General features: G+C 32.6%; 10 protein-coding genes and 1 pseudogene. 2 read left to right on the top strand and 9 right to left on the bottom strand.

All coding sequences use genetic code 11. From position 1 onward, the window contains the following. Nucleotides 1-77: 77 nt before the first annotated feature. A complete protein-coding gene (locus MKY70_RS28095) occupies nucleotides 78-959 on the top strand; it encodes a TetR/AcrR family transcriptional regulator (RefSeq protein ID WP_341026301.1) in 882 nt (293 codons plus the stop codon). A 23-nt stretch (nucleotides 960-982) separates the two neighbouring features. On the opposite strand, the gene MKY70_RS28090 is transcribed toward MKY70_RS28095, so the two are convergent. The 6 genes from MKY70_RS28090 to MKY70_RS28065 form a co-directional block, all read right to left on the bottom strand. After that, a complete protein-coding gene (locus MKY70_RS28090; protein WP_002138941.1) occupies nucleotides 983-2536 on the bottom strand; it encodes an ABC-F family ATP-binding cassette domain-containing protein in 1554 nt (517 codons plus the stop codon). 168 nt (nucleotides 2537-2704) lie between these two features. Further along, nucleotides 2705-3643, bottom strand: coding sequence for a glycosyltransferase family 2 protein (locus MKY70_RS28085; RefSeq protein ID WP_000175832.1), 939 nt, complete (start codon nucleotides 3641-3643; stop codon nucleotides 2705-2707). A gap of 84 nt (nucleotides 3644-3727) precedes the next feature. Continuing rightward, the gene (locus tag MKY70_RS28080; RefSeq protein ID WP_340779750.1) at nucleotides 3728-6406 is read right to left on the bottom strand and encodes a YfhO family protein; all 2679 of its coding nucleotides are present in this window, start codon (nucleotides 6404-6406) and stop codon (nucleotides 3728-3730) included. 357 nt (nucleotides 6407-6763) lie between these two features. Further along, nucleotides 6764-8179 (bottom strand): oligosaccharide flippase family protein, encoded by a 1416-nt coding sequence (locus MKY70_RS28075; protein WP_341026298.1) that lies wholly within the window; start codon nucleotides 8177-8179, stop codon nucleotides 6764-6766. A 93-nt stretch (nucleotides 8180-8272) separates the two neighbouring features. Further along, a complete protein-coding gene (locus tag MKY70_RS28070; protein WP_340779745.1) occupies nucleotides 8273-9253 on the bottom strand; it encodes a glycosyltransferase family 2 protein in 981 nt (326 codons plus the stop codon). 206 nt (nucleotides 9254-9459) lie between these two features. Continuing rightward, entirely contained in the window at nucleotides 9460-9972 is a 513-nt protein-coding gene (locus tag MKY70_RS28065; RefSeq protein ID WP_071743997.1) for an acyl-CoA thioesterase, read from the bottom strand. A 363-nt stretch (nucleotides 9973-10335) separates the two neighbouring features. Here MKY70_RS28065 and MKY70_RS28060 point away from each other — a divergent pair, with 363 nt between their 5' ends. Further along, the gene (locus MKY70_RS28060) at nucleotides 10336-11649 is read left to right on the top strand and encodes a glycosyltransferase family 39 protein (protein WP_341026297.1); all 1314 of its coding nucleotides are present in this window, start codon (nucleotides 10336-10338) and stop codon (nucleotides 11647-11649) included. Nucleotides 11650-11740: 91 nt separating this feature from the next. On the opposite strand, the gene MKY70_RS30900 is transcribed toward MKY70_RS28060, so the two are convergent. The 3 genes and pseudogenes from MKY70_RS30900 to MKY70_RS28050 all read right to left on the bottom strand — a co-directional run bounded on the left by MKY70_RS30900 (nucleotide 11741) and on the right by MKY70_RS28050 (nucleotide 13796). Then, nucleotides 11741-12547, bottom strand: coding sequence for a methyl-accepting chemotaxis protein (locus tag MKY70_RS30900; protein WP_445662080.1), 807 nt, complete (start codon nucleotides 12545-12547; stop codon nucleotides 11741-11743). Beyond that, nucleotides 12545-12922, bottom strand: a pseudogene (locus MKY70_RS30895) (protoglobin family protein); the annotation flags it as partial. The pseudogene MKY70_RS30895 and the gene MKY70_RS30900, both read right to left, overlap by 3 nt. A gap of 241 nt (nucleotides 12923-13163) precedes the next feature. Continuing rightward, the gene (locus tag MKY70_RS28050; RefSeq protein WP_000924380.1) at nucleotides 13164-13796 is read right to left on the bottom strand and encodes a trimeric intracellular cation channel family protein; all 633 of its coding nucleotides are present in this window, start codon (nucleotides 13794-13796) and stop codon (nucleotides 13164-13166) included. Between the last annotated feature and the right edge of the window lie 486 nt (nucleotides 13797-14282).

Raw genomic sequence — 14282 nt, 5'->3', positions numbered from 1 at the left:
TTTTATTTTCAGTTAATGTGGAATAAAATCAAGTTTGAATTTACATAAGATGCGAGATTAAGTTTAGGAGAGAGAATATGAAAGAAAAAGAGCGCTTAATTATAGAGATGGCTATGAGGTTATTTGCAACTAAGGGTGTAAATGCAACGTCAGTACAAGAAATCGTAACCGCATGTGGTATATCAAAAGGAGCTTTTTATTTATATTTCAAATCAAAAGATGAGTTATTATTGGCCACACTTCGATATTATTATGACAAGATTCAGAAGAAAATGCTGGATATTGAAAAAGAATCTTTATTACCACGTGAAAAATTTGAAAAACAATTATATTGTCAGTTTACTGATGTGCAAAAACATAAAGAATTTATTATTATGCATGCAAGAGAAAATGCAATTCCATGTAATAAAGAAGTAGAAGAGTTTATGATGAGGATGAAATTAGAGTCTCATGCATTTTATCGGAATAGCTTACTGTCTATTTATGGTGACAAAGTCAGTCCATATTTATTAGATTTGGTAATTATGGTAGAAGGAATATGCCACGGTTATTTACAATTAATTATTTTAAATGCACCGGAAATTGATTTATCCTATGTTTCGACCTTTATTTTACAGAGGATAGATAATTTAGTAGAGGGGCTTCTAGAATCTTCGGAGGAACCTGTCCTACATGAAGAGAGACTAGGAGAATTTCTTTGTAGTTCCGAGCTTATTAAGGAACAGGTGAAGGAACATTTTCTAAGTGAAATTATTGTATTTAAACGAACATTAGCTGATCAATTAGAAAATGATGAGTTACTTGTAACTTTAGATGTTTTAGAGGCAGAAATGAGATTGCAAAATCCAAGAATTCCAGTCATTAGAGGTATGCTTGCTAATTTAGCGGTATATCCTGGTTTAAATGAGTTTCGATTGAGGCTTACGGCATACTATAATATAAAAAATCCTTGCATATAGAACGCAAGGATTTTCTATTATAATTAAGAATTATTTTGTGACCACTCTTCAACATTCCAAGTTTTTGTTATCCAGCCTTCATAAAATTCTGGTTCGTGACATACAAGAAGGATTGTCCCTTTATATGCTTTCAGAGCTTTTTGAAGTTCTTCCTTTGCTGTAACATCAAGATGGTTTGTTGGCTCATCGAATAGGATCCAGTTACTTTCTTCACCCATTAGCTTACATAAACGAACTTTTGCTTGTTCACCACCACTTAATTGATTTAGCGGGCGAGAGATATGCTCATTTTTTAATCCGCATTTTGCTAACATTGCACGAATTTGATGTTGGTCCATGCTAGGGAATGTGTTCCAAACATCATCAATTGGTGTTATATTATCCGCTTTTACTTCTTGCTCAAAGTATGCAGGCTCTAAGAAGTCACCAAGACTCGTTTTACCGCTTAAAGGTTTAATTTTTCCTAAAATTGTTTTTAGTAATGTTGATTTACCGACACCATTACATCCAACGATAGCAATTTTTTCACCGCGTTCAATTGTCATTGTTAGTTTTGGTAGTAATGGGTGCGTATATCCGATTTCTACATTTTCACCTTCAAAGACGAAACGGCTACTTGCACGACATTCTTTAAATGAGAATTCTGGCTTAATTGCTGTTTCAGGACGATCAATACGCTCCATGCGATCAAGTTGTTTTTGACGACTTTTTGCACGACCTGTCGTTGAATAACGAGCTTTGTTCTTTGCAATAAAATCTTCCTGCTTTTTAATAAACTCTTTCTGTTTTTCATAAGCATTTATATGTTGATTTTTATTAATTTCGGCTAACTCTAGGAATTTTTCGTATGTCGCTGTATAGCGCGTCATTTTTGTAAATTCTAGATGGAAAATAACATCAACGCATTTGTTCATAAATTCCGTATCATGAGAAATTAATAAGAATGCATGTGGATATTCTTTTAAATAATTCGTTAACCAATGAATATGTTCAACGTCTAAATAGTTAGTAGGCTCATCGAGTAATAACACTTCTGGTTGCTCAAGTAATAGCTTTGCAAGTAATACTTTTGTACGTTGTCCACCACTTAGTGCTGAAACATCACGATCTAAACCGATTGCATCAATTCCAAGACCTCTTGCTGCCTCTTCGATTTTCATATCTAGTAAATAGAAACCACCTGCTTCGAGAGCATCTTGGATTTCTGCCATCTGCTCAAGAAGGTCCTCTAATTCTTCCGGTGTTGCAGTTCCCATTTTTTCTGCAACTTCATTTAAAGCTTTTTCTTTTTCAAATAAAGGTAAAAACGCGTCAGCTAATACATCACGAATTGTGCGACCAGGTGTTAAAATTGTATGCTGGTCTAAGTAACTGTAATTTGTACCAGGTGTCCATTCTACACGGCCTTCATCATGGATAAGTTGACCAGTAATAATATTCATAAATGTTGATTTGCCAACACCGTTTGCACCGACTAATCCGACATGTTCTCCTGCTAGTAAACGCATGGATACATCTTTAAATAATGTGCGATCGCCAAATGTATGGCCTAGTTTTTCTACTGTTAATAAGCTCATAGTATCCTCCGTCCAACTTGAAATAGTACCTTGAATCATGATACTAAATTATTGAGTATAATGCTATCCTTTCAAAATGTATCTTTTTTCAAGAATTATTTTGCGTTAATTTTTTTGGGAAATATAATAGTAAAAAAGTTACTTCTATTTACAGAAGTAACTTTTTTACTAAGCTTTTTGTTTTACTTTACTAACTTTTTTTTCTGCTACAATGAAATGTGGTCTACGCTTTGTTTCATAATAAATACGACCGATGTATTCACCGATAACCCCTAGGAAAATGAGTTGAATACCACCGATAAATAATATGGCAGAAATTAATGTAAAGTATCCTGGTACATCGACGCCGCTAACGGTAATTTGAATAAATGTAGTGATTACATATAAAACAGCTAAAAGCGTTGTTAATAATCCAAGGTATATAGATAATCGCAATGGTTTATTGTTAAACGAAATTACACCATCTATCCCGTAATTTAATAACTTAGAGAAAGTCCATTTACTTTCTCCGTCAGAACGTAATACATTTTCGTATTCAATAATTTGTTCTTTGAAACCAATCCAAGAAAATAAACCTTTTGAAAAACGATTGTATTCAGTTAGAGATAGTAGTGAATCGACTGCACTTCTACTTAAAAGTCTAAAATCACCGATGCCATCTACTAGCTCAATATCAACGAATTTATTCATGACTTTATAATATAAGCTAGAAACGAAAGAACGTACTGGTGAATCACCCGTTCTAGTTCGCTTTGCAATTACTTGATCATAGCCGTTATTATAGCCGTCTAGCATATCTTTTATTAGTTCGGGTGGATGTTGTAGATCAGCATCCATAATAACCACAGCGTCGCCTGTAGCATACTTTAGACCGGCAAGCATAGCAGCTTCTTTTCCAAAATTCCTACTAAATGATATATAATGCACACTTGAGTCTGAATCGGCTAGGTCACGTAGAATTTCTAGTGTGTTATCTTTACTTCCATCATTGACGAAAACAAATTCATAATCAGTAGTTAGTTTATGAATTTCAAGAGAAGTCTCTGAATAGAAAGCTCTGAGTACCTTCTCTTCATTATAACAAGGTACTACTATTGAAAGGGTCATGTTAGGACCTCCTTAGGTGTAATTTTAAACTGGGCATGAAGTAAAAGCTCAAGCAATTATCTTCAACTTTTACTTCACTTTATTTTAATAACTTTTTTTAAAACGACTTTTAAATTTTTTATATCGATCCTTATCTCCAAGAACTAGAAGCGAGATACAAATGATAAATGAAATGATAGAAATAACGAGACCCATTTTGAAATAAGGTGTGACGTATTTCATTTCAACTACATGCTGCCCTTTTGAAATAGGAACACCAATAAAGGAAGAATTAGCCTTCGTAAACTCAGTTTCTTTACCGTCAACCTGTATTGACCATCCTTTACTATACGGTACAGATAAATATAGTAATCCATCTTTAGTAGAATTAATATTACCTTTTAAGTAGTTACCTTTATAGTAAATATTTTGTAGGCTATTTTCTTTTAAAGTATTCACTTTTTTCGGGACAGTTTTATAGTTGGTACTGTTGACTTGTAAGTCTTTCAACTCGTATTGACCAGGAGTAGGGATAGAAATGATTAGCTCAGTTGGCTTCGCATCTTTTCCTAAATTGTAAACAAATCTTTCTAACGGGTAAGCATAAGCTCCATCTTCATTACCTTTTATCATAGATTTGTCATTCACAGTAACCCCAAATGATTCCTTATTTATATTTCTAATTTTAATTTCAACAAGGAGATCACCTAACATATCGGTATTATCAACAGGTACTATTATACGCCCATTTTCATGAACAGTGAGTATATCTTTCTCTTTATCTATATTTTCCCACTTAATTTTATTTGGATTAATCTTAATTTGTTTTGAATCTAGCTGTTTTGTATTAAATTGTTTTAACGGAAGACTTCCAACATTATCTACAACTACAGCATCTAATAAAAGTTGATCTCTCTCAGCAAAATTAAGTTTTGAAAATTCTTCATCACTTATTCCAGCTTCGTATACATAGCCTAATGGTAGTGCAAATTCGTTTTTATAAATGTTGTAAGGACCTACTTGTTGTAAATATTTATAACCATACGGAATATCAGTTTTATTAGCACCTTCACTTAATACATAATATTTTACCCCTAGCATGTTCTCAAGGAATAGTCGTTTATCTAACTGGAAGAACATAGATGGACTATCATATCCTTGGAAAACATTGTACTTATTTTTCATAAAGTCATGAACATCACGATTGACTAAGCTTTGATAAGTACTTGTACCATGATAACCTTGCAGCATCGGTGTATTCTTATAATTATTGTTTGGATTGATAATTCGATAAAAATCTTTATCTTGATTTTGTATATAATGAATTGCGTCAATTTCATCCTTATTATCGAGACCTGGACCATGTAATGATTCTTTTGTTGCGCCTGCTTGATTAAAGTGTTTACTAAGAGCTGTATCTGAATAGATGTAATTAATACATATTACATTGACCAGTACATTCAATATAATGAAAGATTGTAAGACTGCTTTTGATAAATAGCGCCATAGTAATATTGTAATAATAGATAAAGCAGTGGTACCAATTAAAATTTTATCAATCGTTTCTAGTGGTTGTTCGTTTATATTTGTTTTTCTATAGAATGCGTAAATAAATAACGCTGTCGCTAGCAAAGGACCTATTAAATAGTTGACCTTCTTTTTGTGAAGTAGCATCCAATCTAAAATGTAAGCTGAAGTTTGGGCAACCACAAATGCAAATAGGTAAAACCATCTGGATTGCATAGCAGAAAAACCATTAAATACGGAATACGTATATGGAAGCATATACAGAACTAGCATAAACCCAATAAAGAGTAACTTATTTGTGACAAGTTTATTGCGTATTAGAAGCGCGCTAGTAATAAGGAAGAGAATGAAAACTGGGAATGCGAGCTGATACTCCTCTGTATTATTAATGAAAAAGATACTTTCCATTAAGTTTTTATAAAACGTATCTTCAAAAAATAATGGAATAGTAAATTTTGTAGCTAGTCGATCTGAACTAAATACACCATTTACAGATGGTATAAAGCAAACAGCAGCTAAACCTAGTGATAAAGAATATAGGAAAGCAATTCTAATATAATAAGTTAGAAATGTTTTTATCGTTTTGTTTTGCTGTGTAGCGAAATACTGGAAAAAGGCATAAATATAGATGAAAATGCTAGTAATGAAAGCGAAATAGAAATTTGATGCAAGCATAAGCGCTGTTGCAAACAGGAATAATCCCTTTTTTCGCTCTAAAATATATTTATCCAGTCCCCATATTACTAAAGGTAAAAACACTATAGCATCTGCCATGAAATCCCATAATAAAGAATGGCGAATAAAAGTCACACATCCCCCATATATAATGGCAGAAATGAAAGAAGAAAAAATAGTTTTATTATGATAACGTAAAGAGCCATACATGAATAACATCGCTAATGTACTTTTTAAAATACTCATATATAGCTTCATCTCAAAGATTTGGTCAAAATTTAGTTTAGGAAGAAGGAGCGTAAGCCAGAAAAATGGTGCTGTACTATAGTAATAACTAAATTCCCCGAATAAATCTCCACCTAAGCCATAATCCCAAGACCAAAATAAATTCCCATCTTTAAATGCATGTTGTAAAAGGAATGTAAAGAAGCTGAATTGTGATAATGCATCTCCCGTACTAGAAAATACACTGTCTGATTTTAAGAAAAAGTAATGAAAAGCAAATGCACATACTATTAATAATGGAATGATAATAAGTGTGCTTTTAGTGAAAAAGGTTCTTTTATTTACTTCTGAAGTCATTAAATGAATAAGCCTCCTCAATACAATTATTAAGATTTAAGCCACATTCTCCATATTTAGATATTGTTTTATAATGAAGAAAAACTATGGATGAATCGACGATTTTTGATGGTAGTAATAAAGTTTTCAGGTGTGCAATTTATGGTAAATTTAGGGCGTAACAAGTTAATGTTTGTATAGAAGATTAACTGCGAATTGCTTTAATACTAGGTGTTGTACATCTAGGGCTGTCCGTTTCCAAGTATAATCATTCCAGAAAGGCAAGTCAATTTAAGATAAAGATTGAAAACAAGGTTAATTCTAAGTAAAGACGATAAAATAAAAACTTCAAATTAAATTTGAAGTTTTTATTTTTATTTATTTTCTAGCTAGCTTTTTATTTATAAATCCTAAAATTAACCCGCGTATTTGAGGATCAATGGCAAGACCGATAATGCCGTACAATATACCAGTAAATGTTAAAGCTATTAGTGGCGGTAAGTTAATTAACACTGTGCGGTATATCGCGTAACTGATTATAAATGCTAATGCATTGAATATTATTCCTTTGAATAGTAATGCAAAGCCTTTACGAACGAATAAAGTAAATCCGATTAATAATGTAATTTCGGTAATGATTGCAGCTCCCGCAGCTCCCATCATTCCAAATTGGCTACCTAATACGATGTAACTTACGATAGCGACAGCTAATCCAATTCCCATCGTTGTCGCCCGCTTCCACTGTTGACCAATAGTTGTTAAATTATCAGCAAGTGGATAGTTGATAGATTGTAAAATGACCATAAAGGCTAAAATTGCAAGAGCATCACCGGCTGGTGCATATTGTTCACCTAATAAAGTAACAATCCAAAAGCTTGGATCAGCGATAAATGGAATGGAGATTCCCATTCCTAAGAAAGACATAAGTTTTAATTCGAACTGAGATAGTTTTCTATGTTCATCAATATTCTTTTCATTTCCAAAAGTAAATAATTTTGGATAAAAAGCTGCTGCAATTACACCAGGTATTTGATAAAGGACAGCGGGTATTTTCGATGCAGCTCCAAAGAATCCAACTTGCTCATACGTTGAAACTTTTTCTAATATAATGGGCCCTAACTGTGGTAAGAGCATAATGATAATGCCATTGATTGTGAAAATGAGCAATTGATCTAAAATACCTTTATCCCAGCCCTTATGAACTGTTGTATGGCGAATTACCATTATAAAGGCGATGAGTCCTGTTACGAGACTGGATATCCCGTACATGGCAGCAACCATCATAAGTGACCATTTAAAGGACATTCCTAGTAGAAGAGCAGCTGCGGCTGTTACACCTTGTATTACAGAAATAATCGCTGTAAATTGCATGCGTTCTGTTACTTGGAAGTAAGCCATCCCAACACCTTGTAAAGTGGCTCCAAACATTGTCGGCAGTACAACCCAATATACCATCGCACGTAAGTAAGCATCAGGATAGAAGAACTGAGCGAAAATAGCGAAGAGCACAGAAATTACGATAGCTAATACTAAACGAATACGTAAATAACTACTAATTAGTACGCTAATGTTAGCGTTGCTTCTCGTTCCTTCACGCATAAACGTATGTGTCAAACCTGCATCTGTAAAATAACAAATAACAGCGGAAACTGCTAATGCAGTTGTAAACATCCCATAATCCTTTGGTGAAACATATCTCGCAAAGAAAATCGTCGCAATAGCAAGTACAAATCGAACAGTAATATTTCCTACAAATAGGTAGGAGGCGTTTTTAAGGATTTTATTTGTTTTCATGGAACAAGACCTTTCTATTTTTCAGGACGCACTTCGTCCTATTTGTAAATTTGATTTGTTTACGGAAGGTATGTTTAAAAGCGTATTCTTTATTTAAGAAAACATAAACTTTATTCGTACAAACCAAAGCATTGCGTATAGCTTTTTGCTTCGTTTTCCATTTTTTGAATAAATTTTGCGACAATATTTATTTATATCGCCCTTGATTAATTGAACTTGTGATTTATCTAACTTAGAGCTTCCTTTAATGTATATACAAGCATTGTTAATGACTGTATATGGGAATAGGTAAGTTTCAAGAATTTCAAGAAGTTCTGTAGAATCATTCACGATTAAGTCTTGTGATTTATTATGAACCCAATCCTTCATTCGATTAAATACTTCTAATTCTTTTGCTGTTTTTAATTCATAATCTTTATACTTTGAAGAAAGATTTCCTTCTGATAAGATTCTGTAATATGTCAAATATTCATCTACATAGCATACGTTTGTTACACTCATTAATTTAAATAGAAATTCTAAGTCTTCTCCCCAGCTACATCCTGGTGTGAAACGAATGTTATGATCCATCACGATAGATCTTTTAAAAATCCAAGTACTCGTTTGCGCAACAACTTGATGCGTTAAGAAAGCTTTTGTCATATCACCTTTAATAAAGTTTGTCGTGTGTTCAACTTTTTCACCCGTCTCTTCATAAAAGTTCATATAGCCACAATAACAAGCATTCATGTTGTTTTTATGCATGCTTTCAACTTGTTTTTCGATTTTTGTTGGATGCCATAAATCATCACTATCAAGAAAAGCAACATATTCTCCGCTAGCGTTTTCAATTCCTGTATTACGAGCAACAGAAACGCCTTGATTTTCTTGAGGGACGTATTTTATTTGTCCTGGATATTTTTGTTCAAGGTTTTTTACGATAGAAGATGATTGATCTTTACTCCCATCATCTATAATTACAATTTCAATATGTTTATATGTTTGATTTAGTATCGATTCCATCGTTTCTTCAATATATTTTTCCGCATTATACAGCGGGATAACAACTGAAACGATTTGTTTTTGTTCCATCATATAATTTTTATCTCCTCAAATTTTTTATGTTTCACACTATATATAGGCCTTTTCAAAGGAAGAAGATTACAAGAACATCTGTATAAGTTTACCGCATATAAACTTTGTAAATCAACTCTATGTATTTTATATGAAAAGCGTGCAAACAAATGCTTCATATAAAAAACCTTCCTTTTTGATTAGAAAAAAGGAAGGTAAATCAGTTATTAAATACTCCAAGGTTTATTCAAAGTTAACACTTCAGCCATTTCTTTACTTTTCAAACGTCCCTTTTTTCTATTTTCTGCACGCTCTGAACCAGTTGTATGTAGCCAATGTTCTTCCTCTGTTTCAGGAATTACTTGTGGTACAGATGAAGGTTTTCCGTCTTTTAATGCGACAAATGTAATGAAACACGTTGCGGCCATTCTACGCTCGCCTGCTAGTAGATCCTCTGCAATTACTTTTACGAAAACTTCCATTGAAGATTTTCCTGTATAACATACGAATGCTTCATAACAAACAGAATCTGCTTGGTGAATTGGAGTTAAAAAATCAACGGAATCGATAGATGCTGTTACGCAATGTTTGCGGCTATGTCTTGCAGCTGCAATTGAGGCGATACTATCAATTTCTGCTAATAATTTCCCACCGAAAAGTGTTTGGTGATTATTTAAATCGTTAGGAAAAACACGTGTTGTTTTAATTGCTTTTGATTCTCGCATGAATTTCTTTTCCATATATTCATCCCCTATTTTCTGTTTTCAATCAGAGTGACATGTGTAAGTGGAGTACTCATATTAGATATTTAATGAAGTAAAGTGTTCCAAGAGGATTATCCCGCTATTTTCGGGATAATAGTCAGTGGAGGATGAACAACCCCCCGCGGATTAAAGTTTCACTTTATTGAAATTTCTGTATTTACATTCATGTAACTGAAAGAAAATTTATCGTATATAAAATGTAGTGTAAAAGAGGATTCGCTTACATTGCAAGTGAAAAAGTAATGACTATGTATTTGTCATAGAAATTCCCTATTAACCTTATGCCTATTCATGATAGAATCGTTTTGTTATGAATGGAAATAGAGGTGCAATGGACATATGAATCATATACAAATAAATTTTTCATCTTTCTTCAGTAAAATAATGATTGGTGCGATGCTCGCATTTTTTGTCTATAGTTGTTGGTCCGCTTTTGAAACAAGTAAGCAATTTTTTGGGGGAAGTACAACAAGTATAACAATCGTATTAGTGATTTTTGTTATTCTTATTTTGTTAGTAGCATCAATTTTGCAATATCGTTTTACAGATAAACAATTTCTTATTTTTCTTATAAGCATGTCTATAGTTGTAAGACTTATCACAGTTCTATTTGTAGATAGTCCAATGATAGGTGATATGAAAGCTATGTATGAGTCTGCAAAGCAGATTGCAATTGGCAATAATATAGAGAATGTAGCACAGTTACCTTTTATTATTTATGAATCGATCATCATTCGTATATTTGGTGATACGGTATTCGCTTTACAACTATTTAATATTTTATTTTGTACAGGAACTGCATTTTTCATTTATCGCATTGCGTCAATGGTCTTTGGAGAAGAGTGTGGTCGTATTGCATCAATATTTTACGCTTTATATATTCCAAATATATTTATGAGTTCTGTATTAACGGGGGAATCACTCGCAATATTTTTATTTTATTGTGCTTGTTACATATTTTTATATAAGGGATTAGATCATCCTTATATGTGGGTAATTTCAACCATTTTATTTGCGCTTAGCAATATGATTTTCCCAATGGGGTTATTTTTACCTATCTTTATAGCTGTATATGTGCTGTTAATTGAATTATTTCAATCAGGGGCGAAACAAAAATTACTATTAAAAATGATAGGAATACTTATTCTGTTTTATAGTACTCATTTTGGTGTGAGCTATGGTATCAAGATGATGGGAATGTCACAGTATACGATTTCTAATCAGACTTATGTTCAATCTGTTTTAATTGGGAAAAGTCAAAAGGAAGAAAAAACATCCAAAAATCAAAGTGTAAAAGAGCACATTGATCAAGAGTTAAAAGAAATGGAAGTAGAAAGATTTAAACTGTTAAAACCAGTTATTAACCAGTTTTCAGATGAGGGAATAAATTCTATTATTTTTAAATGTGAAAAGCTTATATATATAGTGGTGACATTATTTATGGCCATAGCTTTATTACATTTTCTAATTAAGAAACAGCAAAACGAAGGATATATGTTGTTTGTATTATTAATTACCGGATATGTGTCGTTAAGGCTCTTTCGAGTAGATATGGCATATTATAATATTATTATGCCAGCCTTGTTTATTTTACAAAGCTTTGGTGTTTATATGAGTTATTTTTATTGCCAAAAGATATTTTTCAGAAAATAAAAGAATCCATTTTGGATTCTTTTTTTGTAGATGGATGATAAGGATGAATGCAAAGCGGAGATGAAGAATCTCCACTTTGTATCGATTCGCCTTATCGGTTTAGTTCTAGTTGTAAATTATCCGCTGTTAAGGCCATTGTTGAGGAATCGTCTTGAATACTCTTCATTACTTGTGAGATAGTCTCTAATTCATTTTCAATTTTTTTATTTTGTTCTTTAGAGTTAGACATATCTTTTACGATTTCTTGGAAATATTGATCTGTCGCATGCATACTATCTGTCCCTTCAGATACGAGAGAGCTTATTTGTTCCACGGAAGAAGAGACGTGTATAATTTGTTCATTAGTTTTTTCAACGAGTTTTGTAACGTTGGAAATTGATTCTTTCGTTTGCTCTGATAACTTTCGAATTTCTCCCGCTACGACTGAAAAACCTTTACCAAATTCGCCGGCACGTGCAGATTCAATAGCGGCATTTAATGCCAGTAAATTTGTTTGCTCGGCGATTGATTTTACAATATCAATGATTTCGTTAATTTTGTTAGAAATATCAAGAAGTTCACGAGTATCAGTAATAATAGTTTCCATATTCGTTTGGATGCTTTCCATTCGTTTGTTTTGCAGATTTAATTGTTCTTTTCCTTTATTGGCCTTTTCTTCTGATGTCGTAGCTAATGATGTACCTGTTTTTGCAATTCCTATGATACTTTCTGATTTAGATGTTAACTGTTGAATAGAAGAGCTTGTTTTTTCAGATACTGCCGCTAGTTCTGTTGCAATATGTGTAATCGTCATAGTTGTCAGTTCTTTTTCTTTTTCATGTTCTTTTTGGATTCTTTCATATTCGGATTCATAAGCCGCAATAACAAGTTCTTGTTCTAATGTGAATAATTTATTTATTACGTTTATGGAATAAGAAAAATCGTCTATCGTTGAAATTTTCGTTTGCAAAATCTTCATGACGGAGCGGAATAACTCTTGATAAGCAGCAGTATACCATTTTCTATGTAAACCAATTTGTACGTGCCTTTTTGCAATTCTAACACGTTGTTCAATAAAATCTTCATTCATATTCCCGCTGAACAATTCTTTAATATGTGTCTTTAAAGTTTGTTTTAATTTGGGAATAGAGCTGTAGCGTTCAATAACAGCAATTAAATTAGGTTGTTTTGTGATGTTGGTGTAGAATTTTTCTGTTATCCAATCTATTTCCTCATAAATAAATGGCTGTAATACTTTAACAATTTGTAAATCTTCCTTTGAAATATGTAGCATATCCATTTGAGTTTTTAGTTCAGAATTAGCAGGCACGTTAAATATGATTTGTTGGCCTTTGCTTAATTCAATTATACTGGTGTTTGTTTTATTTTTTTTAAAAACCCCAAGCATCATTCTTCCCCCTGTTTATAAAGCGTTTTCATTTGTTTATTCTAATGTAATTATATATTTTTATATACAATTACTCTATAGTATATGGAATTGTATATAAATTAAGAGAATTCTATGTAGAATTCTCTTAATGGCCTTTATTAATTTTTGCATGTGTTTTAAAGAAAACTGGGAAATGTACATTATATATTACGGTGACTACACGAATAACGAATGTTATTAATAAACAGACATAGAAAGCTAATACGTGTGCCCCCATTGCATGTGTAATTAGGAAACTAACTGCTCCTAAAATAGAAGCAATTGCATATATCTCTTTTCGGAATACATACGGGATATCTTGAGCGCAAATGTCACGTAAAATGCCGCCCCCAATACCTGTAATAACTCCCATTGAAACGACTAAAAACGAGGCGTCAACGTGATGTGACATTGCTGCATTTGCACCAATAGCTGTAAATACACCTAAACCAACAGCATCAGAAAGCATAATAACAACTTGAAGTTTATTGATGCGCTCAAAAAACATACATGTGAATAATGCTGATAGTACACTTACGAAAAAGTAAATGGGTTTTACAAATGCGACAGGAGGCAGGTTACCAATCATAATATCACGAATAATACCGCCGCCGAGCGCAGTAGCTACAGCTAAACAAAGGACACCAAATAAATCTAGATCTTTTTTCAAACCAACTAATGTACCAGAAATGGCAGCGGCGATAATGCCAAGAAACGTAAATATATCGATTAATAACATGGCTTTAATTCCTTCCTCTTAAAGATGTTCCAGAGAAAAAATATACACTAAAGTTTTGGAAATAACAATTACTTTTCGCTACATGTAGAAAAACGGATGAAATAGCTAAAGAAAGCGTTTGAAAATGCTTGATAAGTAGCAATAAAGTAAAGCGAAAAAGTGTGGAAAGATTAATTGTATAGTTTTTTGATGTAGCTTAGTTGGAGGAATGGTAGAATAAGAGAAGTCCGCTTTGTACATTTGTATAAAATGATAAAAAAATATTTCTGTACGGTCGAAAATAAGTGCACAGGTGTTAGATAGTTTTTATAGGGATAGGGAAGGATAGCTAAAGGACAATAGTTTCTATTACTAATAACGCTTGATTTGACTAGTGTCGGCATAAAAAATAGTTCTCAATTTAAATATGAGTTATGTTATAATTGCTAGGTGTGTTTTAACGATAGAAAACTATGATTAAAAGATAATGTAAAGATTTTGTATGGA

This window comes from Bacillus sp. FSL R9-9492 (assembly GCF_038007365.1).
GTDB lineage: Bacteria > Bacillota > Bacilli > Bacillales > Bacillaceae_G > Bacillus_A > Bacillus_A mycoides.
This window is presented reverse-complemented; position numbering and strand designations above follow the sequence as displayed.

Coding starts and splice junctions, on each gene's coding strand:
- MKY70_RS28095 (WP_341026301.1), top strand. CDS start 78: ATGAAAGAAAAAGAGCGCTTAATTATAGAGATGGCTATGAGGTTATTT.
- MKY70_RS28090 (WP_002138941.1), bottom strand. CDS start 2,536: ATGAGCTTATTAACAGTAGAAAAACTAGGCCATACATTTGGCGATCGC.
- MKY70_RS28085 (WP_000175832.1), bottom strand. CDS start 3,643: ATGACCCTTTCAATAGTAGTACCTTGTTATAATGAAGAGAAGGTACTC.
- MKY70_RS28080 (WP_340779750.1), bottom strand. CDS start 6,406: ATGACTTCAGAAGTAAATAAAAGAACCTTTTTCACTAAAAGCACACTT.
- MKY70_RS28075 (WP_341026298.1), bottom strand. CDS start 8,179: ATGAAAACAAATAAAATCCTTAAAAACGCCTCCTACCTATTTGTAGGA.
- MKY70_RS28070 (WP_340779745.1), bottom strand. CDS start 9,253: ATGATGGAACAAAAACAAATCGTTTCAGTTGTTATCCCGCTGTATAAT.
- MKY70_RS28065 (WP_071743997.1), bottom strand. CDS start 9,972: ATGGAAAAGAAATTCATGCGAGAATCAAAAGCAATTAAAACAACACGT.
- MKY70_RS28060 (WP_341026297.1), top strand. CDS start 10,336: ATGAATCATATACAAATAAATTTTTCATCTTTCTTCAGTAAAATAATG.
- MKY70_RS28050 (WP_000924380.1), bottom strand. CDS start 13,796: ATGTTATTAATCGATATATTTACGTTTCTTGGCATTATCGCCGCTGCC.